The organism is Pseudomonas sp. S2_B10 (genome assembly GCF_054668425.1).
The window spans coordinates 5,401,144-5,426,497 of sequence record NZ_CP162768.1 but is presented as its reverse complement, the minus strand read 5'-3'; the positions used below and the strand labels follow the sequence as shown (position 1 = coordinate 5,426,497).

Genomic DNA, 25,354 nt, shown 5'->3' with positions numbered 1-25,354 from the left:
CAATTTGCCGGGCTCGCTGTGTTCAAAACGCGTAACTGGCCTTCAGCCCGCCATTGATACCGTGGCTGTCACCGCCACCGTTGGCCCCGACCTCAGCGCCTACACTCAGGGCGCCGAGGTTGGCCATCAGATTAACGCCGCCGGTGAACTGGTCGCGATTGTCGAACGCCGCGCGCTGCTCGATATCCAGCCCCAGCAGGTGGCCTTCGCTGTGGACTTGCTGATCGCCGAGCGCACGTTCATAGCCCACGCGAACGCCCGGGACCAACTGCCACGCACCCACGGCCACTGGGGCAAATGACACGTCGAGATTAGCCACCGCGCTGCGGCGGGTTTGCTTGATGCCATCGACGTCGAGCGCCAGCTCGCTGCCCTTCTCTTTGAAACCTTGCAAGTCGAGATGACTGACGCGAAAGCCCAGGTTCGGTTCGACAATCACGCTGCTCAGCGGCAGGCGATAACCCAACGCCACGGTCGCGCCAGTGAGATTGCCGTGAGTGTCGCCCTTGGCAGTGCCGAGACCACCGCCGAGCTCGCGTTTGCTGTCGTAGTCGACGTAACCGGCGCTGGCATTGGCATCGACAAACATGCCGCGCTCAAGGCTGGTGAGGCCGTAACGCGCACCGAGGTTGAGGAAGGTGAAGTCCGTATCGGCCTCGCCACCCGCGCCGCCCACGCTGCCCTTGCTGTAGCCAAAGCCGCCGCGTGCGCTGAGTTGTTCGCTGAAGCGCTGGGTGATGCCGAGCATCAGGCCCTGGCTGTGTTCGTTGCTGCTGTCGGCGTGGGCCGAGCCGTCCGTGCCGAGGTAGCCGGCAAGCGCGGTGGTCCAGAGGCGGTATTGGCCGATCTTCAGATCGCTGCCGCTGTCGAACGGTGCGGCGGCTTGTTCGATCATCGCGTTCTGCCGCAGCAGGTAGCTGGCCGCATCAGCGTGGACCTGACCGCCGACTTGAGATTCGACACCGCCCAGACTGCCGGCGTCGATCGCCGATTGCAGGTAGTAGTTGTAGGCGCTGTAGGTGCCGGACAGCTCGGAGTTCTGCAGCTGGCGCAGCAACTCGGCACCAGCGGCGGCATTGCCGATCAGCCCGGCCTGCCCCGGCAAGCTGTTGTACTCCACCAATTTTCCGCGCAGCACATAGATGGTTTCCTGGGACAGACCGAGGCCCTGCTTGAGGTAGTTGTCCATGCTGCCGTACTCGGCGGCGACCTGGTCGAGACCGGCCTGCAAATAACTGGCCTGCACGCCGAGCAGCGGCTCGTAGACAGCGGCCATGCTCGGCGGCAAGGCTTTCAAGGTCGCGGCAACTCGGGCGGCGGTGTAGTCGTTGGTCGCCAGGTAGTTGGCCATGATCGTCGCCTCATCAACGCCAGCGATGCTCTGCAACACGGCGGCGGTCCAGCCGGTGCGGTCCTTGCCGGCGGTGCAGTGAAACAACTGCGCGGCGTCGACACTGGCCAGCTCATTGAACAACTGGCCGAACTGCCCGCGCATGCCGGCATCGCTGACGAAGGCGCGGTTGGTTTCCTCCATCATCGCCACGGCCTCGGCGGCGCTGTGGAACGAGATATTGGTGATGTTCGCACCAGAGGTGGTGCTGCCAATGATGTCGATATTGCGGTAGGCCGCGCCCGTGATCATCGTGTCGGGCGTGGCGGCAATTTCGCTGGGCGTGCGCAAGTCGTAAATGGCTTTGATGCCAAGCCCATTGAGTGTCGCCAGATCCGCCGTCGACGGCGTCAGTGCGTTGGAACGGTAGAACACGCCGCTGCGCATAACGCCGTCGTGGGCGCTGGAGTACGCAGTGGCGATGCCGGCGATGTCGCGAAAGTTGTCGATGCCGCTCAAGCGCGGCGTGTCGAGGCTGACAGGCTCGGCCGCGTGGGAAGCGGCGATGGACAGGCTCAGAACGGACAGCGAACACAGAAGACGTTGGAACACAGTGCAGCCTCATGAAATCAGCGTTGGGCTGGTCACTATGGGCAGACGAGTGGGAGGGAATATGACAGTTTCGGCTGGCTACAAAATGCCTGCGCGAATTGGCCGTGGAGTGCGTGATCGGTCCATCAATCCTGCTTGGATGTTTGAAGATCCCTGTGGCAGCGAGCCTGCTCATGAAAGCGGCGTGTCAGCCGATTATATTCAAACTGAAAAAAGCTTTCGCGAGCAGGCTCGCTCCCACAGGGTTTGGTGACGTATCCGTTTTTTCAATTTGTCGCGCGCAATCACAACCCCTTATAAGACTGCCATCACTTTCAAGAACAAGAGGCTGTACCCATGAGCAACGCCTGGAACGAAGGTTATTTCACCGACGAAGGCTACACCTACAGCTATAGCCGGGAGATCAATCCGGTGTTCCTGCGTTACTGCCTGTTGTTGCGCGGGTTCGCCACGCTGGAAAGCAACGAAGGCGTGCACTGCGAACTGGGCTTCGGTCAGGGCGTGTCGATCAACATCCACGCCACCGCCAACCCGGGTTCGTTTGTCGGCACGGACTTTCACCCGGGTATGGCGGCCCATGCCATCGAACTCGCGACTGCCGCCAACAACGGCGCCCGCCTGTATGACGACAGTTTCGAACAGCTGCTCGCACGCAATGATCTGCCGCAGTTCGACAGCATCAGCCTGCATGGCATCTGGACCTGGGTCAGTCGCGACAATCAAAAATTGATCGTCGAATTCGCCCGCCGTCACCTGAAACCGGGCGGCATGCTTTACGTCAGCTACAACTGCTTCCCCGGCTGGTCGCCGTCGGCGCCGCTGCGCAATCTGTTCAGCCTGCACGATCGTTTCGCCAATGCATCGTCGCGCTCCGACCAGCGCATTGACGCCGCGCTGCAATTTTCCGAAGCACTGCTCGCGGCCAACCCGAAATACGCCGCGGCGGCGCCGAGTCTCGGCGCGCGGCTGCAGAGCATCAAGGGTCAGGATCGTCACTACGTCGCCCACGAGTATTTCAACCGTGACTGGAATTGCATGTACTTCGCCGACATGGTCGACGCGCTGGCCCCGGCCAAGCTCGACTACGCCACCACGGCAGTGCCGCTGGATTCGGTCGCCCCGCTCAACCTGAGCGCTGAAGGCATGGACTTTCTGGAAACCATCGAACATCCGATCATGCGCGAGCAAGCGCGGGACTACTTCGTCAACCAGCACTTCCGCCGCGACCTGTACGTGCGTGGCGCGACGCGCCTGTCCGCTGCCGAACGCCGCGCGAGGATGCTGCACAGCCGTTTCGTGCTGCTGCAACCCTGGGAAACCGTGGCGGGCTCGGTCAGTGGTCCCGCCGGCGAAGCGACGCTGCAACCGGAGATTTACGGCCCGGTGCTCGATGCACTGGCGGCACAGAACTATGCGGCCAAATCGATGCGCCAATTGCTGTCCGAGGCTGCGCTGGCTTACGACGACCTCGAACAAGCCCTGGCCGTGCTGATCGGTATGGGCGCTGTCGCTCCGTGCCAGAGCGAGGCCGCCGAGTCGCAGGTCAGCGGTCGCTGCGCCGCGCTCAATCTGCAACTGTGCAAACGCTCGCTGTACGGCGCCAACATCCAGACCCTGGCCAGCCCGGTCACTGGCGGTGGCGTGACGGTCAGCCGCTTCCAGCAGTTGTTCCTGATTTCGATCAAGCAAGGCAAACAGCAGCCAGCCGAGTGGGCGCAACTGGCGTGGAGTGTGATCAGCGAACAAGGTGAAGTGCTGGTAGAGAACGGCCAGCCGCTGCTCACTGCCGAAGCCAATATCGCCGCGCTGACCGCACAGGCGCAGGTCTTCGCCGAGCAGACGCTGGTGGTGCTGAGGGCGTTGAAGATCGCTTGATTGCCAACGAACCATTGTAGGAGCGAGCCTGCTCGCGATAGCGCTGGATCAGCCGCCAAATCGGTGACTGACGTACCGCATTCGCGAGCAGGCTCGCTCCCACATTGGTCGTGGAACAGGGTCAAGCCAACCGTCCTGTTTCCGGAACTTTCCGCCCTCTGCCGTCCGTCCAGCCGGCCTGCAATAAACGAAATTTCCGCTCCACCCACTCCTCACAACTATGCATGCGCTAACGCCCACCCGGGGAAAAAGCGCGATAGCCTGGTCTGAGGAAAATTTGAATGTTCATACATAACAAGCGACTTCAGTACACCGTTCGCGTGGCCGAGCCCAATCCGGGTCTGGCCAATCTGCTGTTGGAACAATTCGGGGGCGCCAATGGCGAACTGGCCGCAGCAGCGCGCTATTTCACCCAAGCCTTGGCTGAAGAAGATCCGGGGCGCAAAGACCTTCTGCTGGACATTGCCACCGAAGAATTGAGCCATCTGGAGGTGGTCGGCTCGATCATCGTCATGCTCAACAGAGGTGCCAAGGGTCAACTCGCCGAGGGCGTGCAAGAGGAAGGTGAGCTGTACCGTGCGCTGAATGGCGCCGGTAATGACTCGCACATCACCAGCCTGCTGTACGGCGCAGGCGCGCCTCTGGTCAATTCCGCTGGCGTACCGTGGACAGCGGCGTATGTAGATTCGATCACCGAACCTACTGCCGACTTCCGTTCGAACATCGCAGCCGAAGCGCGGGCGAAAATCCTCTACGAACGCTTGATCAACATCACCGATGATCCGGGCGTGAAAGAGGCGCTTGGCTTCTTGATGACGCGGGAAATCGCCCATCAGCAGTCCTTCGAAAAAGCCCTGCATTCGATCCAGCCGAACTTCCCGCAGGGCAAATTGCCTGGCATGCCGGAGTTCACCAACAAGTACTTCAACATGTCTGGCGAGCCTAATGTGCGCGGCCCCTGGAACGAGGGCGGTGCGTGGGAGTACGTGGAAAACCCAGAGCCTGCGGTCGACGGCGGCGACGGTCTGGCGACCGTCAGCCTTCCGGCCGAAGACGAACAGGTGCTGGAAGCGATGAAGACCCGTACAGCCTCTGACCCACTCAGCGAGCCGGTGACCGGTGCTGACCTGGGCTCCGGTTATGTACAAGGTAAAGATGTCTGAACCCGTCCGGCGGCCCCGGACCGGGGTCGCCACTTGCTCAAGGAAAACCACATGAAAAGCAGCAAAGTCCTGGCACTGACCTCTGAACATTTTCAACGTTTGATGGAGAAGGCATACGCCGGTTTTGAGCTGGACTGCAAACAGGCCTGTCGAGGATTGAAAGTCAGCATGGCGGTGAATGTATTCGGCTTGGGCACCCTTCTCCCGAATAATTTTGCCGATCAAGCCACAGTCCAGCAATCGGAGGTGGCAGCCATCCATTGACCGCGAACTGGCGGGAAGACTTGCTGCTCTGTGAGCCGAGTGTTGCCACCGTCTTCAATGCCGAACCGGGCCTTCAGAAAAGTACCGCCGCCGCTTCCCTCATGAAGATCTCGACGGTCTTCGGCCCTATCCCCTCGAACTCGGACAGGCGCTTCTCCAGCGCCTTACGGTCCGCGCTCGCGGCCACGATGTTACTGACCTTACCGTCGTACTCGGTATTGAGCTTGTTGGCCAACGCGAGCAGTCGCGACGCCGTGCTTTCGTCGTAACGAACGTAACGCGCCTGCCCCAGCATCGACACCAGTTGACGGTGCGTACACTGCGCGAGCTTTTGCGGGGTGTCTTGGTGATGCTGCTCTACTATGACTTGATACGCCTTGGCGGCAATGGCGCCCTGAATCCTTTTGCCCATCAGAAAACTCGCCAGCAGCCATTTGAACAGGCCGGTTTCGTTGGCATTGCGCAGGTCGATGTTCAATTCACCGGCCGTGATGATATCGCTCACAAGTCTCACCTCAAGGCGCGCTTCAATTACAGATGTTGACCCGGCACGGCTTTGAACGATCCAATCGCGACCGCCTGGCCAAGGCAGTAAATTGAATTCCAGGTGGAAAAGGATGGTCATCTTTCAAGAGATGAGAGATGACAAGCATAAGGACCCTCAGATGCTCGGTCGTAAGATGCCCAAAACCAAGGGGCATGACGCCGCAGAAACCGCTCCCATCAAAGCTGCCAGCGAGATAGCCGCTTTCCGCCTGACAGTCATCTTCATGCTGACGGTCATTCTGGCGTTTCTCGGCGTGGAGGGATGGCGAACCTGGCGTGACTATCATGCAGCCTTCTCGTCGGCGCGTGATTCGGTCACCAACCTCGCGCGGGCAACCGCGCAACATGCCGAAGACGCCATCCGCCAGGTCGATGTGTTGACCGCCGCCCTGGGCGAGCGCGTCGAAGGCGACGGTCTGCAGAACATCGACGTACCGCGCATCCACAACTTGCTGGTGCAGCAGGCCAAATTGATGCCGCAGTTGCATGGACTGTTTATCTACGGCCCGGACGGCAAATGGATCGTCACCGACAAGGAAATGATCCCGGACCCGGCGAACAATGCCGATCGCGACTACTTCCAGTATCACCGCGCCAACACCGATCGAAACGTGCGTATCGGTGATGTCGTCAAAAGCAAATCCACGGACGACCTGATCATTCCGATTTCCCGCCGCTTGAATAACCCGGACGGCTCCTTCGCCGGCGTGCTGCTTGGCACCATCAAAGTCAGTTACTTCGTCGATTATTACGGCGATTTCAAGATCGACGACAAGGGTGCCTTGGTGCTGGCGCTGCGCAACGGCACCATTCTCGTGCGTCGTCCCTTCATTGCATCGGTAATCGGTCAGAGCCTCGCCGACAGTGAGGTGTTCAAGAACTACCTGCCCTTTTCCAGTCAAGGGATCGCCGAGGTCCGAGCGGTCGTCGACGGCACCCAGCGTCTGTACGGTTACAGAGCTTTGAGCACCTATCCGTTGGTGGTCGAAACCGGCCTTTCCCGCGAATCGATCATTGCGCCGTGGCGCTGGGACCTGATCAAAACCGGTTTCGTGTTGATGTCGGTGATTACCGCGTTCACGGTCTTCGGATTGATCGTCTTGAGGCAGCTGCGCCAACGGATGGTGATGGAAAAGGATCTGCGCCGGGCACACCAGGCCATGAAGGACATGGCCTTGACCGACAGCCTGACTGGACTGGCCAACCGTCGGCGACTGGACACTGCCTTGATTGACGAAATTCGCCTGGCCAGACGCCAGGGTTCGTCGATCTCACTGATCATGATCGATGTCGATCACTTCAAGCTCTACAACGACAGCTATGGGCACGCGGCAGGTGATGATTGCCTGAGCGCTGTCGGACAGGCCATTGCGCAAGCAGTAAAACGACCGGGTGATCTCGCCGTGCGCTATGGCGGCGAGGAGTTTTCCGTGTTGCTGCCCAACACCGATATTCGCGGGGCGGCGCTTGTGGCTGAGGAAATTCTTGAGGCCATTCGATCCTTGCGGATGGAGCACAGAGCCCATCCGCTGGGTCACGTCACCGCCAGTGCAGGTATTGCGGTTGGCAAACCGGCCGAACATGAAGTGAGCCCCGCCACTCTTATCGAGTCGGCTGACAAAATGCTGTATGCCGCGAAGCAGAAAGGCAGGGATCGCTACTGTATCGGCGAGGAAGTGCTCGGCGCCTAGCCTCCGCTCTTCAACGGGAGCGCAGCATCACGGCTGCGCGAACCCGCTGTACGCCAAACACCGTCATGCGCAGGAATTCCTGGTGACTGACCGGCAAGTGCTGGCAGTCCAGGCCGCGCTTGAGTTTGCTGTGGTCAACATCAGGATCATGCAAGTAGACGAAGTCCTCGTCACACCCGGTGATGATGACCCAATGCGGCGCTTTCAAGCGGGTGAATCGGTAGCTGCTGATCAGCACCAGCGGTTTGTATCCGGCCGCCAACGCAGCGCCGATCTGCAGATAATCACCCAGCACCTGCTCGACTTGCGTGGCAGCCAGTTCCTGGGCAAACCCATCCTCGACCAGTTTCATGATCGACTTCTTCTCCGTGCTGCGTACGCCGTGAAGAAAAAGCGAGCCCGCGTGACTGACCTCAAGGCGCACATCGAAACCGCGCCGCCAGGCCGCCAGTGCGAGGCCCTGAGGACTGCAGCCACCGTGCCCCGCCGTCATGAAAATGGTGGTTGCCTCGCGCCACAGCTGGATTTCCTCCGCTCGGGTCATGGCACGGCTCGCGTCGATGGCAGACATGGCCATCAGCAGGCACGCGGCGCCGCAGGTGAACTCGGTGGTCTGCTGGTAATACGGCACTTGCCGGGCGGGGGCAGGTGTTTCGCGCAGGATGCGTTTCTCGTAGCGCAACGCCTCGCAGTGGTCTTCGTAGTAGTCCTCGACGCTGGCAAAGCGCTGATAGCCATTGGCTTCGTAGAGGCGGATGGCAGCGGTATTGTCAGCGCGCACCTCCAGGCGCAGCCATGCGCAGTTGCGCGCCAATGCGCAGGCCTGGGCCTGTTCCAGCAGACGCTGGCCAAGCTCATGTCCGCGCCATGCGGGGCTGACCGCAATCGAATACAGGCGTCCAAGTGAGGTGCCACGGTGAAAAAGCACCAGTGCGTAACCGCAAAGGATTGCGCCTGAGGTGACGACAATCAGCGCGGCATTGGCTCTACTGAGCATCCAGCTGAAGTTGCGCTGGTTCAACCGGTCGAGGGTAAAACACATCCGCTCCAATTCGACCAGATCGTCGATATCGTCAGTGGATGCAAAGCGAAAATCAAAAGACATGACCGCACCGTAAAGTTTGAGTAACGAACCGGGACAGACCGAAAGGCCCGTGATTTATTGAAGCGGCGTCTTCTTCAACAGGGATTCATTACTCATGTCAGCGGTGCAAGCCAACGTGAACGAAGTATTAGACAAAACCGAGCATTCGACAATCTCCCTCAGCGAGGAACCTCCCAGTATCAAGCCCTCGGGAAGTCGATTGCTCATACTGGTCGAACGCAAGGATGACTGGGCTGATTACCTGCCCAGCGAGAGCCTGATGCTGGCTCAGGATTACCTTGAACACAGCGATGATTTTCCTCATCGCACCCAGGTCATCAACCTCTGCCGCAATTACAAATACCTCGGTCAGGGCTATTACTGCTCATTGCTGGCCGAAGCGCGCGGACACAAGGTTTTCCCCTCGGTACGCACCGTCAGCGAGCTGGCGCGCAAAGCGCTTTACGGGGTCGGGCTGAATGATCTGGAGCGCACCCTGGAGCGGGCGCTGGCCAACCATCCATACGGCGAAACCGAAGCCTTCACGCTGTCGCTGTACTTCGGCAAGGCCTCGATCGAGCCGCTGCAAGAGATCGGCCGTCAGCTGTTCGAGGCGTTCCCCTGCCCTATCCTGCTGGTGGAATTCCGCCGTGGTGAGACCTGGCAGATCGCAGGCATCAAAGCCGGTGCACTGCACAAACTTCGCGATGAACAGCAGCATGTTTTCGCCGACGCACTGGACGCGTTCAATCGCAGAACGTGGCGTCAGCCCGCCTCCAAACGTGTGGCCCGCTACGACCTGGCCATCCTGCATGATCCTGACGAAGCCCTGCCGCCGTCTAACCCCGAGGCATTGCAGCGTTTCATCGCTGCGGGCGAACAGCTGGGTATCGATGTCGAGCTGATCGAGAAAAAGGACTACGCACGTCTCGCCGAATTCGACGCGCTGTTCATCCGCGAAACAACGCGAGTGGATGATCACACCTATCGGTTCGCGAAAAAGGCTGAAAGCGAAGGCCTTGTGGTGATTGACGATCCGTCGTCCATCCTGCGCTGCACCAACAAGGTTTATCTGGCCGATTTGCTGAAGCGTCGCGGGCTGGGCATGCCGGCAACGGAAATACTCTACAAGGATCGTCCGCAGGAACTCGAAAACGCAGGGCGTCGCCTCGGTTTTCCCTTGGTATTGAAAATCCCCGATGGCTGTTTTTCACGGGGTGTGATCAAGGTCGCCGATGCACAAGCGCTGGCCACGGCCGCGCAGGAGTTATTCGAACACTCGGTGCTGCTGCTGGCGCAGGAGTATTGCTACACCGAATACGATTGGCGCGTCGGGGTGCTCAATGGCGAAGCGCTGTATGCCTGCAGGTATTTCATGTCCAAGGGGCATTGGCAGATTTACAACCACAAGGCGCTGCCCGGCGAGATCAACGGAATGTGCGAGGCGGTGCCGGTCGAGCAAGCCCCGCCCGCAGTCGTGCAGCTCGCCGTACAGACGGCGCGGCTGATCGGCGACGGCCTCTACGGCGTCGACCTCAAGCAGGCGGGCGATCGGGTACTGGTGATCGAAGTGAACGACAACCCCAACCTCGACGCCGGCATCGAAGATGCGGTGCTGGGCGACGAATTGTACCGGCGCGTATTACAGGCTTTTACCCAAAGGCTTGAGCTCAAACACCGTGGCCAAGCGTGGTGAGCAATGATTGAAGGCTATTGCATTGATTGCGGCGCCCTGCACAGGACATCGCAGGACCAGGCGACTGTCTGGCTGTGTGTCGCCCCGGACGCAGCCGAGCAACTGGATTTGCACAGACGCCTGGGCATCGGCGCGCAAGCGATAGAGTCGTCGCTGGACCCTGATGAAGTCGCCCGCATCGAGGTCAAGCCAGATCACCTGTTCCTGATCTGGAAGCGCCCGGAAAGCTTCGACGGGCGCGCATTCAACGTCTCGTCGTTCGGAGTGGTGCTGAGCGAAAAACGCCTGGTGGTCATTTGCGCGAGCAACTCGCTGCTTTCGGGTCTTGAGCACGATGCGCAAATGACCGGGCCGCTGGACGTGCTGATGGCGTTACTCGCAGAAAGCGTTCACCACTATCTCGGGCATTTGCGCGTGGTCAAACAGATCGCTCGGGAGATCCAACAGCAATTCACCCGGGCGATGGACAATCAACAATTGGCGCAGATGTACAACCTGAGCGAAAGCCTCGTGTACTACGTCAATGCGATTCAAAGTAACGGAGCAGTGCTGACGCTGCTGCGCAACCACGGCCAGCGTCAGGGCTTCAGCGACAGTCAACTGGCTGCGCTGAACGATCTGATCGTGGAAAACGAACAAAGCTTTCAGCAGGCCAGAATTCACGCCAAGGTGTTCGCCAACCTCATCGAATCCCATGGCAACCTTGCCAACAACAGCATGAACCGGGCCCTGCGCAAGCTGACACTGATCAACGTCGTATTCCTTCCTTTGAACCTGATCGCCGGCATCGGTGGCATGTCGGAGTTCAGCATGATGACGTCCGGCGTCCCATGGTGGATGTCCTTTCCCGTGCTGATCGCCTGCATGGGCCTCGTGGGCGCGGGGATGGTGCTGGTATTGCGGCGCATGGCCTGAATTCAGAGCACATTCTGCTAACGCCTGCGCCGCATGCGGGCGTCAATTGGTGCGGCTGACCACCCGGATATGCGTAATCCCTACCCGCTCAGCCTGCTCGAGAATCTGCTCTGGCGTCGAATCCACCGTGGGCATGACCAGGCTGTTTTCGGCATCGCCCAGATGCAGTTCGAGCAGATGCATCGCCGCGTCGTGCTCGGCCAGTTGCGCTTCCTTGAGTTCGAGCAGATAAGTACGAGGCTCGCCGTTGAAACGGTATTCGATGTGATAGGTGTACATGATGTCGTCCGCGTCGGTGGGAAAAGGCACTGTTTATCCTGACGCAGCGGTCAGCTTTTAGTTCAACCTGACTGCCAAATTGCATTTGCGAACAAACTTTTTGCGCAGCGAAGCGTCCTCTTCTTAACTCTCCACAACAGCTGATCACAGCTAAGGACTGGCAATGACCTTTTTCATCTTCCTCTTGGCCTGCGCGGCGGCGGCAACCACTGGCGTGATGTTCAAACCCGGCCCGTGGTACGAATCGCTGACCAAACCCTCCTTCACCCCGCCCAACTGGGCCTTTCCCGTAGCGTGGACGATCATCTACCTGCTGCTGGCCTGGGCCGGTTATCGCCTGAGCCTGATTCCCGGCAGCCAAACGGTGCTGGCCTTGTGGGCCGCGCAAATCGCCCTGAACACGCTGTGGACGCCGGTGTTCTTCGGCGCGCATCAGGTGCTGGCGGCGCTGGTGATTCTGGCGGTGCTGTGGGTGGTGGTCGCGGTGATGGTCGTGCTCGCCCTGCAACTGGACGTGGTCACCGGACTGATTCTGTTCCCGTACCTGGCGTGGCTGTGCGTTGCGGCGGCGCTGAACTGCTCGATCCTGATGAAGAATCGCCTGTGAGCGACTTCCCATGGCCGCACGGCGAGCGCGAACTGGCACAGGTTCGCGCGTTCAACAAAAAGCTCGCCTGGCTGCCGCGTTTCAAGATCCGCAATCGCCTCACCCCACGGCTGATTCAGGCGTTGCTGCGGGCGGGTCAGCTCGGCGGCGACGGCAAGCTGCGCCAGCATGGGCTGACCGCCGAACGGAAGATCATCGACACGGTGCCCGTGCGCATCATCCGCCCCAAGGGCAAAGCCAGAGGCGTGGTGCTGGATTTCCATGGTGGCGGTTGGGTGATCGGCAATGCGCAGATGAACGACAACTTCAACATCGCCATCGTCAACACTTGCGACGTGGCGGTGCTGTCGGTGGATTATCGGCTGGCGGTGTCGACGCCAATCGAGGGCTTGCTGGAAGACTGTCTGCGCGCCACTCGCGGCATCTTGAACGATGGCGAATTTGCCGGACTGCCCGTGGTCGTCGTCGGTGAATCGGCCGGTGGGCATCTGGCGGCGGCCACCCTGCTCGCCCTCAAATCTTCGCCGCAACTGCTGCAACGGATCTGCGGCGCGCTGCTGTATTACGGCGTCTACGACCTGACCGGCACGCCCAGCGTGCGCGCCGCGCCAGCCGATACCTTGGTGCTCGACGGCCCCGGCATGGTCGAAGCGTTGCGCCTGCTCACGCCGGATATCAGCGACGAACAACGACGCCAGCCACCGCTGTCGCCGCTGTACGGCGATTTCAGCGGACTGCCACCAGCACTGCTGTTTGCCGGCGACCTCGATCCGCTGCTGGATGACTCGCGACTCATCGCTGAGCGCTGGCAGCAAGCGGCGCCGGTGGAGATGTACGTGCTGCCAGAGTGTCCGCATGGCTTCATTCACTTCCCGACCGCCACTGCTGACCATGTGCTGGCTTACAGCAGGCAGTGGATTTCGGCACGAGTGGCAAGCTACTCAGCGAAATCCGCCGAAATCAGCCCGGCGTTTTCGTAGCTGCCGATCAACTCATCAAACAACGCAATATCCCCTCGGCTGCGTGCAATCAACTGCGCACCGGCCACCGCCGCGTAAATCGCCCGCGCCCGCGCCTCGCAGCTGTCTTCGTCGGCAGCTCCTGCAGCGATCAACACCTGGGTCAGCCACTCGATGTTGACCTCTGCGAACTTCTTCACCTGGTCCTTCACCGGGTCTGGCAGATCCTGGTATTCGGCAGCCATGAAGCTGACCAGGCACAGCCGATTACCGTTCTCCAGCGAAGTGCGGAATATCGACGGGTACAGCTTCAGGGATTGATGCGGCTCGGGATTGGCCTCACGAATACCGTCCAGCGCCTTGGCCGCGTCTTGCCAGTAACGCTCGGCAACTGCCGCGCCGAGGTCGGCCTTGCTGGGAAAGTGATAGTAGATGCTGGCGTTCTTGATACCCACCACTTCACCGATGCTACGGAAGTTGATGCCGTTGTAGCCGTGGGTCTGCGCCGCTGTTTTGGCGGCGTCCAGAATAGCTTCGCGTGCGTTCACGCTCATGTCTGTGTCCTCGCTGACTATCGGTCAATGGGGCGGAGTGTACCCGCGAAAGATTTACCTGCCAATTGGCAGGTAGGGGATTGACAGGAATAAATTCTGGTCGCAGTCTTTGCCTACCAACTGACAGGCAGGGCAACTGAAATGACCGCTAACTCGACTCAAAACGACGCTCACTCCATTTCCGCATTGAAAATCTACGACTGGTACAACGGCCCCTACCCGGCGCGCGTGCGCATCGCCCTGGCGGAAAAATCGCTATTGGCCCGCACCGAATTCGTCTCGGTAAATCTGTGGAAAGGCGAACACAAGAACCCCGAGTTCTTGCGCTTGAACTACTCCGGAACGCTGCCAGTGCTGGAGCTGGAAGACGGCACGCTGCTCGCCGAATGCACGGCCATCACGCAATACCTGGACGTTCTCGATGGCAACCCTGTCCTCACCGGCCGCACACCGATTGAGCAAGGACGAATACACATGCTGACCAAACGTGCCGAGATCGAATTTCTCGATGCCGTCAGCGTGTATTTCCACCATGCAACCCCGGGACTCGGCCCGAAAGTGGAGCTGTACCAGAACGCTGAATGGGGCATGCGCATGCGGGACAAGGCTGTGCGCGGCATGCGCTATTTCGACAACTTGCTGCGTCAGCAGCCGTTCGTGGCCGGCACCAGTTTTTCCATGGCGGACATCGCCGTGTTGGGCGGGATGATCTTCTCGGCGCTGGTTGAGCTGGAAGTCCCGGAAGACTGCACGGCACTGCGCGAATGGCACGCGCGCATGCAGCAACGTCCGAGTGTGCAGCAATGGCGCGCGATGGTTGAGCGAGGCGAGCCGTAAAAAACCAGACCAGCAAAAAAGGCGCCTTGATCGGCGCCTTTTTCGTTGTCAGCCTACCTTGATCACAACCTTGCCAAACGCCCCCTTCGCCAGATGCTCATAGGCATCGCGCGCCTTTTCGAATGGATAGACATGGTCGATCACCGGCCGAATATCGTGCTCGGCGAGGAACACGTTCATCCGGTCGAACGATGAACGCGGTGCCACCGCAATGCCGCGAATGGTGGTCTGGCGGAAGATCAGCGGCATCAGGTTCAGCTCGACGGTCTGCCCTGTCAGAAAGCCAATCTGCGCTATCCGCCCCGAGGCCTTGGTCGCTGCTACCGACTGATTGATGCCATTGCCTCCCGCCACATCGAGCAGCAGGTCCACACCCTTGCCCTCGGTGAGTTTCAGCACCTCGTCCGCCCAGTTCGGCGTGCTGCGGTAGTTGATGCCGGCGACCGCGCCCAGACGTTTTACCGCGTGCAGGTTTTCATCGCTGCTTGAGGTAGCGATGACTTTGGCGCCCAGCGCGGTGGCGATCTGCACGGCGAAAATCGATACGCCGCCGGTACCCTGCACCAACACAGTCTGGCCCGGTTGAATAGCGCCGAAATCCACCAGCGCATACCACGCAGTCAGTGCGGCGATCGGCAGTGTCGCCGCCTCTTCATCGCTCATGTTGGCCGGCGCGCCGACGGCGCTGTCCTGATGAATGATCATGTACTCGGCGAGGCCACCGGGCAGCGGCGAACCGAAGCAATAATCCGGCTCGCTCGGCCCCGGCTCGCCATCCAACCAGCGCGAGTACAGATGTGAATTGACGCGGTCGCCAACCTTGAAACGAGTAACACCGGCGCCGATTGCAACTACGGTACCGGCGGCATCGCTCACCGGAATCAGCGGTTTCGGCACCAGGTGCGGCTCGTAGATACCGTCAACGATGGCCTTGTCACGAAAATTCAGCGAGACCGCGCCGACCTTGACCAGCAGCTCGCCAGCCTTGGGCTGCGGGGTTTGCGTCTCGCCCAGTTGCAGATTGTCGAGCCCGAAATCTTTCAGTAACCACGCTTTCATGATGTGTCTCCAAATGCATTATTGGCCGCAAACCCTCAGCGGGCTTGCCTTGGGGCAATGATTGGCTTTTACATCAGCGCAATAAATACTTGGAAACAGACATGATTGTTCTATTCTCAGGCAACAAATCCAGATACTGAAGCTCACCGGAAAAGTCATGGAATTACTGCAATCGATGCGCCTGTTCGCCCGACTGGCGGAGCTGGGCAGTTTCACCAAAGCCGCTGAGTCGCTGGACATCGGCCGGCCGCAGGTCACTCGCTATATTCAGGAACTGGAAACATCGCTGGGCGTGCGCCTCTTCCAGCGCACTACGAGGAAAGTCGCACTCACCGCCGAGGGTGAACTTTTCTATCAGCGGGTCCAGGAAATTCTGGCCGAGATCACCGCCGCCACCACAATGTTCGATCGCACCGGAGCCACGCTGTCCGGCCGCCTGCGCATCGACATTCCCACGGCGTTCGCGCAGCTGGAATTCATCAAAAGCCTGCGCGAATTCACCGACACCTACCCCGGCATCGATATGGTGCTGGGCGTCACCGATCGTGCGGTTGATCTGGTCGGCGAAGGCATCGACTGCGCGCTGCGCATCGGCGAGCTGCCCGACTCAACCCTGATCGCCCGCCCTATCGCCTTGGCGACCATGGTCACCTGCGCCGCGCCCGAATACCTGCGCGAGCACGGCACACCGGAAACGCTTGGAGATCTGGCGAACCATCAAGGCGTGAACTTTCTCTCGGGCCAGAACAACCGCACCTTGCCCTGGCAGTTTTCAGTTGAGGGCAAACAGAAATCCTACGTCAGCCGCCAAGGTATTACCGTCACCGAGTCGAACGCCTACGTGCAGTGTGGCGTGTCGGGCTTCGGCATTATTCAGGCACCGGGTATCGCGGTGGCAGAGCATCTGGCTAACGGTGCTCTGGTGGAAATTCTGCAACTGCTGCGCCCGCTGCCTCGGCCAGTGACGCTTTTGTACCCGAGCCGCACGCATTTGCCGGCGCAGGTGCAGGTGTTTATCGAATGGCTGCAGGTGCGGTTTGTGCAGTTGCATGGGGGGTGGGTGGTAGGTTGAATCTGGCTTTATCCCGCAGTTTCTGCAGCGTGCGCACCTAGGATTTAACACTGATCCCGCGAGCAGCAAAGACTTCACGCGCAGCCGTTATACCGTTCAAGGCGCTGGGAAATCCTGCGTATACGGTCATTTGCAAGATCACATCGACCACCGCCTCCGGTGTGCACCCGACGTTCAGGGCGCCGCCGATATGCACTTTCAGTTGTGGCTGTGCATTGCCCAGTGCGGTCAGTGCCGCAACGGTTGCCAGCTCACGAGTGCAGTGATCGAGCCCGGGGCGGGCGAAGACATCGCCGTAGGCAAAACTCAGAATCCAGTCCGCAAGCTCTGGAGCAGTATCCTTCAATGAATCAACCACTGCCTGACCAGGTCCGCCAGTAATCTGCGTCAGAGCGGCTTCTCCGCGCGCTCGACGATCAGTCATGTCCACGGGCGCTGCCACACTGGTCACGCTTGCGCCAATCAATGTGGCGGACAGCAAGCGGTTGAAACCGGGAAGTTTACGGATCATGGTGATGCTCCTTTTGCTCGAGTTGGTGATAGATCTGAATCTTGTTATCCAGAACCTCCAGGGACTGGCTCAACTGGCTGATCTGCGCTTGCACGTCCCGGCGATGCTGCTCGAGAAGCTCGCGGCGTTCTGCCAGGGTCGAGTCGCCTGATCGGCGCAGTTCGGCATACCGCAGCATTTGCTGGATCGGCATTCCGGTCGCCTTCAACCGGAGCAGAAACTCGGCCCACAGCACATCCTTCTCGGCGTACACCCGGTGGCCATTGCCACCGCGCCCAACCGGGTCGAACAGCCCGATGCGCTCGTAATAGCGGATCGTGTGAGCGCTCAAATCAAGGCGCTTGGCCAACTGTGAAATTGTCAGTTCTGGATTCATGTCATCACCGTAAAGGTTTGAGCGTGCTCTAAGTCAATGGCTATTTTCAATCAGTTGGAATCAGACAAATCGCGGGCACTATCCGCGCGGTCCGTCGCTATCAGTCTCGACGGTTCAACCCCTGTTATATTCGCTTTACCAGATATATGACTATGCGTATATTCGGTTATCCGTATCCATTGCTCGGCAATCATCCCGCCGCCTTTCACCCTACGCGTCACGACATCCGCAAGCGCATCAGGCTCTTCGTTTTGGTCAAGACACAAGCTTCTGGAGGATGTATGACAGAACCCATGACCCCCACCACTTTGTTCAAGTGTCTGGCCGATGACACCCGGGCCAAAATTTCCCTGCTTGTCGTGCGCGAAGGCGAGTTGTGTGTATGCGAGCTGACGGCAGCACTCGACCTCAGTCAGCCGAAGATTTCTCGCCACTTGGCGCTGCTGCGCTCCGCCGGTTTGCTGCTGGATCGTCGCCAGGGTCAATGGGTGTACTACCGGCTGAATCCTGATGTGCCCGCGTGGGTGGCAGCAGTTCTGAAGGAAGTGGCAGACGCCAATCAGCCATGGCTGGAAACCGAGGCCAAGCGCCTGTGCTGCATGAGCGACCGACCGATCAATCAGGCCATGTGCAGCTGATTCATGCCCACCGGATCAACCACCCTGGCACTGCGCCTCAGTTTCTGAATCAAGGAATCGTCTGATGAAAATCTTGTTCATGTGCACCCACAACAGCTGCCGCAGCATTCTGTCCGAGGCGCTTTTCAACCATTTGGCGCCCGAGGGCGTAGACGCTGTCAGCTCAGGCAGCTTTCCCAGTGGCCGGGTGAATCAACGGGCACTGCAAACGCTGGAGGCGGCGGGTATTTCCACAGTGGGCTTGAGCAGCAAGGCTTCGGATGCTTTTGAGGGCTCGCCTCCGGACATCGTGATCACAGTCTGTGATCGGGCTGCGGGAGAAGCATGCCCGATCTTTTTCGGCCCAGCCCTGAAGGCGCATTGGGGTCTGGCCGACCCGTCTGAGGCTAGCGGGTCGGAAGCCGAGATCACCGCAGCGTTTGAAAGCACACTGGCCAAAATCCAGGAACGCGTGAGTGCGTTTCTTGCACTGCCGCTCAAGACCATGAGCCCTGACCAACTGCAAGCTGAACTGAACCGCATCGGTTCGCTTTGAAGATCAACCGAGGCGCCCCCCTACAGGTGCCGCCGCAGGAGTTCATATGCAAGACACATTGCCGAACGTACACGCCGACCTGATCGACATTCCTACGCTGGAGCAGCTGTCTCCTCGTAATCCTTCGCCCCACAAACCTCGCATTTTGCTGCTATACGGATCGACGCGAGAGCGCTCGTTCAGTCGTCTGGTCACGCAAGAAGCGGCACGCCTGCTGAATGAGTTTGGCGCCGAAACCAGGATTTTTGATCCTGCGGGTCTGCCGCTGCCTGATGACGCACCCGACACGCATCCCAAAGTCGTGGAACTGCGCGAGCTGATGCAATGGTCCGAGGGTCAGGTGTGGTGCTCTCCTGAGCGTCACGGCTCCATGAGTGCCGTGTTCAAAGCGCAGATCGACTGGGTTCCGCTGGCGCTGGGCGCTGTACGACCTACGCAAGGCAAAACCCTCGCTGTGATGCAGGTCTGCGGCGGCTCGCAGTCATTCAACGTGGTCAATCAGTTGCGGGTACTTGGCCGCTGGATGCGGATGTTCACCATCCCGAACCAGTCTTCCGTGGCCAAGGCCTTCACAGAGTTCGATGAGGCCGGTCGTATGAAGCCTTCCGCCTACTACGATCGCCTGGTGGACGTGATGGAAGAATTGATGAAGTTCACGCTGCTCTTGCGCGATCGTCAGGATTACCTGGTCGACCGTTATTCCGAGCGCAAGGAATCCGCCGAAGAGCTGTCCAGACGAGTCAACCAGCGTTCCATTTGATGCCTGTGCGGGGCAACGGTATGGCCCGACCCCGATCTTTCACTCGTTGAGGCCTTTGCGCCGGGAGGATGCTGGTGAGTCAGAATTCGACACTTGATGTTGTGGTCATTGGTGGTGGCCAATCCGCGCTGACTGTCGCTTATTTTTTGAAGCGCACAGGCTTGTCTTACGTGCTGCTCGATGCCGAGCCGGGACCGGGAGGCGCCTGGCGGCATGGCTGGGATTCGCTGCGACTCTTCTCGCCGTCGGCATGGAGCTCGATTGCAGGCTGGCCGATGCCGGCCATAACCGAGGGGACGCCCGGGCGGGACGATGTTGTCGAATACCTGACTCAGTACGAGCGCCGGTATGACTTCCCCATCATCCGCTCCACGCGGGTGACCGGTGTCGAGAAGATCGAAGGCGGGTTGCGCGTTATCTCAAAGGACAATTACTGGGACGCCAAAGCGGTTATCAGTGCAACAGGCACCTGGAGCCGCCCGTTCGTACCGGACTATCCCGGCCAGGCGTTGTTTGCAGGCAGGCAGCTTCATTCCGCTCATTACGTCGGGCCGAACGGGTTTGCGGGTAAAAACGTCCTTGTCGTCGGTGGCGGCAACTCCGGCGCCCAGATTTACGCCGAGGTCTCCAAAGTGGCTCAGGCAACCTGGGTCACGCAACAGGCCCCAACGTTCTTACCTGATGAGGTGGATGGACGAGTCCTGTTCGAACGCGCTACTGCTCGACTGAAGGCGCAGCAGGATGGCGTGGAGCCTCAACAGCCCGTTGGAGGGCTGGGCGACATCGTCATGGTGCCGCCGGTGAAGGAAGCTCGCGAACGCGGTGTACTGAACGCAGTACGGCCGTTCACGCGTTTTACTTCGACGGGGGTTGTGTGGTCATCGGGCATCGAGACAAAGGTGGACGCTGTCATCTGGTGCACGGGTTTTGCTCCGGCGCTCGACCACCTGAACAGCCTGGGCGTTGTAGGCCGGGATGGCAAAGTGATTGTGGACGAAAGCCGAAGCGTTGCGATGCCCGAACTGTGGCTGGTGGGTTATGGCGACTGGACGGGGCTCGCTTCTGCCACATTGATCGGCGTAACCCGCACCGCCCGGGATGTAGTCAGGCAAGTGCAAAGCTATCTCACTGGCGGAACCTGATTGCTCGCGGCGCCGTGAAGCCATAAGGTCGCTAGCCTGTAAATCATCTTCAGCGAGCAGAATCAGGCAAGTCGCCAACAGTATCCGCCTAACGCCGACACCGCCCTGCCCCCTAATCTGAACCCATGCAGAACACACCACTGCAACGGGTTAACCAGATACGGATCTGAACGACCCGGACCTCAATCTCAACTTGACCGGAGTCACCGCCATGAAAACTGTAAGCCAACTGATCGCCGTCGCCACTTTCGCCCTCAGCGCCAGCGCATTCGCCGTACCGAGCAATCAGGAAGATCGTTTCTTCACCCAGGTCAACGAACCACAGCAGACTGTTGCTGCCGATGGCTCGGAACGTACGCCGCAGGGTCAGGCCATCGCTGCCGACGGCTCAGACCGCACCTCAATGGGCCAGGCCCTCGCCGCTGATGGATCAGACCGGACCCTAGGTCGTCGCGCAGCATAAGCGCGTGTCGCTGAAACAAGAAAAGTCCTGCAGGTTTGAAACCTGCAGGACTTTTCCGTTTTTTGAGGCAAGACCTGATCGAAAACCCTATTGATAGGAACAGGCAATACTCCGATCCGATTCGGCATCGTCCGCCAGCGTTATCCGCCCTAGCATGGCCTCTCCAATTGCCTGCTGGAGTACAGATCCATGAAGACTCTTTTCATCACCGGTGTCAGCAGCGGCTTCGGCCAGGCGCTGGCCAAGGAAGCACTTGCCCAGGGCCATAAGATCATCGGCACAGTGCGCAGCGAATCCGCGCTGGCAGCCTTCGAAGCGCTGTCGCCCGAACGCGCTCATGGGGTGGTGCTGGACGTTACCGATTTCGATGCCATCGATGGGGTGGTTGCGGCAGTGGAGGATCGCCACGGCCCGGTGGACGTGCTGGTCAACAACGCAGGTTATGGCCACGAGGGGATTTTTGAAGAGTCGTCGCTGCAGGAAATGCGCCGCCAGTTCGACGTCAACGTGTTCGGCGCGGTGGCGGTGGCCAAGGCGTTCGTCCCGTATTTTCGCCAGCGCCGCGCGGGGCATGTTCTTAATATCACGTCGATGGGGGGCCATATCACCATGCCCGGGATCGCGTATTACTGCGGCAGCAAGTTTGCGCTTGAGGGCATCTCCGACACCTTGAGCAAGGAGCTTGCGCCCTTCAATATTTTTGTCACCGCTGTGGCGCCGGGGTCATTTCGCACCGACTGGGCAGGCCGCTCGATGCAACGCACGCCGCGTAGCATCAGTGACTACGACGCAAGCTTCGATCCGGTGCGCAAGGCCCGGGAGGAGAAAAGCGGCCAGCAGCTGGGCGATCCGCAGAAAGCTGCACGGGTCATGCTGACCATCATCGACAGTCCAGATCCGCCGGCCCACCTGCTGCTTGGCAGTGACGCTCTGGCGTTGGTGCGCGACAAGTTGCAGCAGACGGCGGAGAGTATTGAGCAATGGGCAGCGCTTAGCCGTTCGACGGATGGCTGAAAGATCAAAAGCACCCTCACCCCAGCCCTCTCCCGGAGGGGAGAGGGAGCCGATCCGGGTGGATTCAACCCCCGCGTTCGGCACAATATTACAGGTCGGCGTAGTACCAGAAAGCACCACGGTCAGTCCCCTCTCCCCTCTGGGAGAGGGCTAGGGTGAGGGCTCTGTCTGACACTCCGCCAATCAGCCAGACAGGTTCGAACGCGCCTTTTCACAAGGAAACCCACAGCCCATGCCGAAACCGAAAGACCCAATCACCGCGCGCATGGTCCAGCTAATGAGCCAGCTCGCCCCGCTGGAGGGCTACAACCTGAGCCCGCTGGACGATGTACGTTTCCTGCGTTCCAACCGACCGCTGACCCGCACGCCGGTGCTGTATGAACCGGGCATCGTCATCCTCTGTCAGGGGCGCAAACGCGGCTATCTCGGCGATGAAATCTACGTCTACGACGCTCAGCACTATCTGGTGGTGTCGGTGCCGGTACCCTTCACCATGGAAACCTGCGCCAGCGAAGCCGAGCCGATGCTCGCGGTGTACGTGCGTCTGGATTTCGCCCTGGCTGGCGAGCTGATTCAGCAAGTGGATGAGCTGTGGGATTTCCCCACAGCGCAGCCGATGGGCATGTACGCCTCGCCTCTCGACGAACCGCTACGCCAATCGACCCTGCGCTTTCTTGAAGTGATGAGCAACGATGCCGACGCGCAAATCCTCGGCCCGGCGATGCTGCGCGAGCTCTACTACCGTATCCTCACCGGCGAACAAGGTGGCACCCTGCGCGCCGCCATTGCCCAACAAGGCCAGTTCGGCAAAGTGACCCGCGCCATCCACAAGATCCACAGTTGCTATCACCAGCATCTCGACGTAGAAACCCTGGCCGAGGAAGCGCAGATGAGTGTGCCGAATTTTCATCTGCACTTTCGCAAGGTTACCGATTCCTCGCCGATGCAGTATCTGAAGTCGACGCGGCTGCACCAGGCGCGATTGCTGATGCTGCGTAACGACCTGACCGCGGCAAAATCTGCGTTTCTGGTCGGTTACGAAAGCGCCTCGCAATTCAGCCGCGACTTCAAACGCCTCTTCGGCCGCACACCGCTAGCGGAAGTGGCGTGGATGAAAACGGCCTATGCGCTGCCGGCACCGACGAGTGCTTCGCCGTTTGTGTCGTCGCACTGATTTTCAGTGCCACGCTCCGCGCACTTATTGCAGCAAATTCCCCGTTCGCATAGTGCTTGCCCCCTCCTGCGTTTCCTCGCCCAATCATGCAGGTCAGCCACCTGCATCAGGATGGGATCATGAACACCACAGCCATTCCCGAAGGTTTTACTCCGTTCACCCGCAGCAGTCCGTTGCTGGATCTGCTCGGCCCGATCTACGCCAGGGGTCAGGGGCTGCACTTGGAACTGGGTTTACTGACCGACTCCCGCCACGCCAATGGCCGTGGCACTTTGCATGGCGGTGTATTGGCGACACTGGCGGACGTGGGCATGGGTTACGCCATGGCCTTTTCCAGCGATCCGCCGCAGCCGTTGATCACGGCGAGCATGACCCTGGATTATCTCGGCGCGGTGCAAATCAACGAGTGGCTCGAAGTGCGTCTTGAGCACTCCAGAAAGGGCCGCCAATTGGCGTTTGCTGGCGTCAGTCTGCACGTCGGTGAGCGAACGGTTGCGCGCGCCAGTGCCGTGTTCGCCGTGCCGATGAATTGAATCGACTGACTCGACTCATCGTCACATCTGGACGGCAGGCCGGGATTTGCCGCCCCGCCCGCACGGTCATTACCTTGAAGGCATTGTGTTCGCCATCGTCACCCCATACGCAGCCAGAAGCATATCCGCCGCCCGCTCACCAATAACGACACACGGCGCCATCGTGTTGCCAACGGTAATGCGCGGCATGATCGAGGCATCTGCAACGCGCAGCCCGTCGATCCCGTACACGCGTAATTGGTGGTCAACCACCGACAGCGCATCGCGGCCCATTTTTGCCGTGCACGACAGGTGCCAGTAGGTCACGGCCGAATTGCGGATGAACTGTTCCATAGCGCGACGCTCTCTGGGACCGGGCACGACTTCGCGCTTGATCAGCGCATTGAATGCCTGGCTGTTGCCGAGTGCGCGGCACAGTTCGATCGACGCATGGGCTGCGGCCATGTCCTCGGGCTCGCTCAGGGAGTTCGGCTCAATGATCGGTGCATCCAGCGGCCCAGCACCCGACAACCGCAAGCGCCCACGACTGGCCGGTCTGGCCAGCCCGGCGAACATGGTCCAGCCATGCTCCGGCGGCTCGATGGCGACCTCAGGCGGAGACGGTACCGCGAATGCCAACTGGCACTGCAACAGGTCCGGGGCTTCCAGGCGGCTGTCGCTTTTCCAGTACAAGGTGGTTTCGCATCCACTGCCAGCGACGGCCTGGGGTTTTCGATACTCCCACGTGCAAGCGAACGCCAGATGATCCTGCAAATTCTCGCCCACACCGGGTAGATGAACGACCGGTGCGATGCCGTGTTTTCGCAGTTCATCCGCCGGGCCGATGCCCGACTGCATGAGCACTTTCGGTGATTGCACCGCGCCCATGGACAGGATGACTTCTGCTGCGGCATGAAAGCAGCGCCGCTCGCCGGCAATCAACACTTCGACACCGACGGCCCGGGTGCCGACCAGCAAAACGCGAGTCACTAAGGCTCCGGTCAGCACCGTCAGGTCGGGACAATGCAACCTTGGCTGGATGTAGGCGTCGTAAACCGATTCGCGCTTGCCCTGTTTGATGCGCAGGTCGGTGACAGCGATCCCACCTGCGCCTTCCATCATCTCGCCATTGGGACTGTCGAATCGGGGGATGCCCAGATCGCTGGCCGCCTCCAGCGTTGCCCACGCAAGGGGTTGAGGCGTGGCCGGCTGTTCGACATGTACCGGCCCACCTGAACCACGCCGAGTGGCGTCCGGGCTGCCTTGCCAGTTTTCGATCCTGCGGTAGTAATCGAGAACCGATGCGTAGCCCCAGGCCGGGTCGCCAGACTCGGCAGCAAAATGCTCCCAATCGGCGCGATGGCCGCGCGACCAGACCATCACGTTGATGCTCGAACCTCCACCGAGCCCCTTGCCCATGCTCAGCGGGAGCCGTCGACCGTTGAGGCGTGGATCGGATTGCCCCTCGAATGCCCAGTCGCGCGCGGAGCCGAGGTTCAGCGGCCATTGCGCCGGTTCGGTCACCTCGGGGCCTGAGTAACGTTCGCCGGCTTCAATCAGCAGAACCCGTGCGCCTGACTGATCGGCAAGCCGCGCAGCGACCACGCAGCCCGACGTGCCGGCACCACAGACAATGAAATCGTAGTCGTGAGCGCTTCGAGGGTTCATACGCCCACTCTCCTTCGA

Annotated in this window: 27 protein-coding genes; 18 read left to right on the top strand and 9 right to left on the bottom strand. The window is 60.0% G+C overall.

Translation table 11 applies throughout. The features are described from left to right. Positions 1-22: 22 nt before the first annotated feature. Positions 23-1,942, bottom strand: coding sequence for a tyrosine-protein phosphatase (locus tag AB4O45_RS24275; RefSeq protein ID WP_460160666.1), 1,920 nt, complete (start codon positions 1,940-1,942; stop codon positions 23-25). Positions 1,943-2,278: 336 nt separating this feature from the next. On the opposite strand from AB4O45_RS24275, the gene AB4O45_RS24270 reads away from it, so the two are divergent. From AB4O45_RS24270 to AB4O45_RS24260, 3 genes are all read left to right on the top strand, one after another. Further along, complete coding sequence (locus AB4O45_RS24270) at positions 2,279-3,817, top strand: class I SAM-dependent methyltransferase (RefSeq protein ID WP_095179669.1); 1,539 nt, start codon at positions 2,279-2,281, stop codon at positions 3,815-3,817. Positions 3,818-4,098: 281 nt separating this feature from the next. Continuing rightward, positions 4,099-4,980 (top strand): manganese catalase family protein, encoded by an 882-nt coding sequence (locus AB4O45_RS24265; protein WP_041480494.1) that lies wholly within the window; start codon positions 4,099-4,101, stop codon positions 4,978-4,980. A gap of 51 nt (positions 4,981-5,031) precedes the next feature. After that, on the top strand, positions 5,032-5,244 hold the full coding sequence (locus AB4O45_RS24260; protein ID WP_252869279.1) for a hypothetical protein: 213 nt from the start codon (positions 5,032-5,034) through the stop codon (positions 5,242-5,244). A 73-nt stretch (positions 5,245-5,317) separates the two neighbouring features. Here AB4O45_RS24260 and AB4O45_RS24255 read toward each other — a convergent pair whose 3' ends face one another. After that, the gene (locus AB4O45_RS24255; RefSeq protein WP_460093543.1) at positions 5,318-5,749 is read right to left on the bottom strand and encodes an HhH-GDP family DNA glycosylase; all 432 of its coding nucleotides are present in this window, start codon (positions 5,747-5,749) and stop codon (positions 5,318-5,320) included. 160 nt (positions 5,750-5,909) lie between these two features. Between AB4O45_RS24255 and AB4O45_RS24250 the strand changes: the two genes are divergently transcribed. Further along, positions 5,910-7,481, top strand: coding sequence for a sensor domain-containing diguanylate cyclase (locus AB4O45_RS24250; protein WP_406228870.1), 1,572 nt, complete (start codon positions 5,910-5,912; stop codon positions 7,479-7,481). A 10-nt stretch (positions 7,482-7,491) separates the two neighbouring features. On the opposite strand, the gene AB4O45_RS24245 is transcribed toward AB4O45_RS24250, so the two are convergent. Next, on the bottom strand, positions 7,492-8,586 hold the full coding sequence (locus AB4O45_RS24245; protein ID WP_056784956.1) for a GNAT family N-acetyltransferase/peptidase C39 family protein: 1,095 nt from the start codon (positions 8,584-8,586) through the stop codon (positions 7,492-7,494). Positions 8,587-8,680: 94 nt separating this feature from the next. Here AB4O45_RS24245 and AB4O45_RS24240 point away from each other — a divergent pair, with 94 nt between their 5' ends. Together AB4O45_RS24240 and AB4O45_RS24235 are read left to right on the top strand one after the other, a co-directional pair. Further along, complete coding sequence (locus tag AB4O45_RS24240) at positions 8,681-10,261, top strand: RimK family protein (RefSeq protein WP_323621000.1); 1,581 nt, start codon at positions 8,681-8,683, stop codon at positions 10,259-10,261. A 3-nt stretch (positions 10,262-10,264) separates the two neighbouring features. Further along, the gene (locus AB4O45_RS24235) at positions 10,265-11,176 is read left to right on the top strand and encodes a magnesium transporter CorA family protein (RefSeq protein ID WP_150635616.1); all 912 of its coding nucleotides are present in this window, start codon (positions 10,265-10,267) and stop codon (positions 11,174-11,176) included. A 42-nt stretch (positions 11,177-11,218) separates the two neighbouring features. Here AB4O45_RS24235 and AB4O45_RS24230 read toward each other — a convergent pair whose 3' ends face one another. Further along, positions 11,219-11,485, bottom strand: a complete 267-nt coding sequence (locus AB4O45_RS24230) for a hypothetical protein (RefSeq protein ID WP_460160665.1) — start codon at positions 11,483-11,485, stop codon at positions 11,219-11,221. Positions 11,486-11,618: 133 nt separating this feature from the next. Between AB4O45_RS24230 and tspO the strand changes: the two genes are divergently transcribed. Together tspO and AB4O45_RS24220 are read left to right on the top strand one after the other, a co-directional pair. After that, positions 11,619-12,062, top strand: a complete 444-nt coding sequence (gene tspO, locus AB4O45_RS24225; RefSeq protein ID WP_041480509.1) for a tryptophan-rich sensory protein TspO — start codon at positions 11,619-11,621, stop codon at positions 12,060-12,062. Beyond that, a complete protein-coding gene (locus tag AB4O45_RS24220; RefSeq protein ID WP_460160664.1) occupies positions 12,059-13,042 on the top strand; it encodes an alpha/beta hydrolase in 984 nt (327 codons plus the stop codon). Before tspO ends, AB4O45_RS24220 begins: the two co-directional genes overlap by 4 nt. On the opposite strand, the gene AB4O45_RS24215 is transcribed toward AB4O45_RS24220, so the two are convergent. Next, on the bottom strand, positions 13,000-13,575 hold the full coding sequence (locus AB4O45_RS24215; RefSeq protein WP_375123488.1) for a TetR/AcrR family transcriptional regulator: 576 nt from the start codon (positions 13,573-13,575) through the stop codon (positions 13,000-13,002). The two genes, AB4O45_RS24220 and AB4O45_RS24215, sit on opposite strands and share 43 nt — an antisense overlap. 141 nt (positions 13,576-13,716) lie before the next feature. On the opposite strand from AB4O45_RS24215, the gene AB4O45_RS24210 reads away from it, so the two are divergent. Continuing rightward, on the top strand, positions 13,717-14,412 hold the full coding sequence (locus tag AB4O45_RS24210) for a glutathione S-transferase (RefSeq protein WP_252887741.1): 696 nt from the start codon (positions 13,717-13,719) through the stop codon (positions 14,410-14,412). 48 nt (positions 14,413-14,460) lie between these two features. Here AB4O45_RS24210 and AB4O45_RS24205 read toward each other — a convergent pair whose 3' ends face one another. Continuing rightward, positions 14,461-15,471, bottom strand: a complete 1,011-nt coding sequence (locus AB4O45_RS24205; protein WP_056784940.1) for a zinc-dependent alcohol dehydrogenase family protein — start codon at positions 15,469-15,471, stop codon at positions 14,461-14,463. Between the two features lie 157 nt (positions 15,472-15,628). Between AB4O45_RS24205 and AB4O45_RS24200 the strand changes: the two genes are divergently transcribed. Next, entirely contained in the window at positions 15,629-16,543 is a 915-nt protein-coding gene (locus AB4O45_RS24200; protein WP_460160663.1) for a LysR family transcriptional regulator, read from the top strand. A 37-nt stretch (positions 16,544-16,580) separates the two neighbouring features. On the opposite strand, the gene AB4O45_RS24195 is transcribed toward AB4O45_RS24200, so the two are convergent. Further along, complete coding sequence (locus AB4O45_RS24195) at positions 16,581-16,973, bottom strand: carboxymuconolactone decarboxylase family protein (RefSeq protein WP_370593534.1); 393 nt, start codon at positions 16,971-16,973, stop codon at positions 16,581-16,583. Between the two features lie 70 nt (positions 16,974-17,043). Continuing rightward, complete coding sequence (locus AB4O45_RS24190; RefSeq protein ID WP_056784936.1) at positions 17,044-17,430, bottom strand: MerR family transcriptional regulator; 387 nt, start codon at positions 17,428-17,430, stop codon at positions 17,044-17,046. A gap of 281 nt (positions 17,431-17,711) precedes the next feature. Between AB4O45_RS24190 and AB4O45_RS24185 the strand changes: the two genes are divergently transcribed. The 8 genes from AB4O45_RS24185 (at position 17,712) to AB4O45_RS24150 (ending at position 23,689) form a co-directional block, all read left to right on the top strand. Continuing rightward, positions 17,712-18,068, top strand: coding sequence for a metalloregulator ArsR/SmtB family transcription factor (locus AB4O45_RS24185; RefSeq protein ID WP_056784934.1), 357 nt, complete (start codon positions 17,712-17,714; stop codon positions 18,066-18,068). Between the two features lie 64 nt (positions 18,069-18,132). Continuing rightward, a complete protein-coding gene (locus AB4O45_RS24180; RefSeq protein WP_256808740.1) occupies positions 18,133-18,603 on the top strand; it encodes an arsenate reductase ArsC in 471 nt (156 codons plus the stop codon). A 46-nt stretch (positions 18,604-18,649) separates the two neighbouring features. Next, on the top strand, positions 18,650-19,363 hold the full coding sequence (gene arsH, locus AB4O45_RS24175) for an arsenical resistance protein ArsH (protein ID WP_150635624.1): 714 nt from the start codon (positions 18,650-18,652) through the stop codon (positions 19,361-19,363). 68 nt (positions 19,364-19,431) lie between these two features. After that, entirely contained in the window at positions 19,432-20,505 is a 1,074-nt protein-coding gene (locus AB4O45_RS24170; RefSeq protein ID WP_460160662.1) for an ArsO family NAD(P)H-dependent flavin-containing monooxygenase, read from the top strand. Between the two features lie 211 nt (positions 20,506-20,716). Next, on the top strand, positions 20,717-20,968 hold the full coding sequence (locus AB4O45_RS24165; RefSeq protein WP_056784925.1) for a hypothetical protein: 252 nt from the start codon (positions 20,717-20,719) through the stop codon (positions 20,966-20,968). Between the two features lie 189 nt (positions 20,969-21,157). Beyond that, entirely contained in the window at positions 21,158-21,982 is an 825-nt protein-coding gene (locus tag AB4O45_RS24160) for an oxidoreductase (RefSeq protein ID WP_460160661.1), read from the top strand. A 232-nt stretch (positions 21,983-22,214) separates the two neighbouring features. Further along, complete coding sequence (locus AB4O45_RS24155; protein WP_056784919.1) at positions 22,215-23,156, top strand: AraC family transcriptional regulator; 942 nt, start codon at positions 22,215-22,217, stop codon at positions 23,154-23,156. Positions 23,157-23,275: 119 nt separating this feature from the next. After that, positions 23,276-23,689 carry a PaaI family thioesterase gene (locus AB4O45_RS24150; protein WP_056784917.1) on the top strand — a complete coding sequence of 138 codons (414 nt, stop codon included), beginning with the start codon at positions 23,276-23,278 and terminating at the stop codon, positions 23,687-23,689. A gap of 69 nt (positions 23,690-23,758) precedes the next feature. Here the strand turns inward: AB4O45_RS24150 and AB4O45_RS24145 are convergent, their stop codons facing one another. Beyond that, entirely contained in the window at positions 23,759-25,336 is a 1,578-nt protein-coding gene (locus AB4O45_RS24145; protein ID WP_460160660.1) for a GMC family oxidoreductase, read from the bottom strand. Positions 25,337-25,354: the final 18 nt, after the last annotated feature.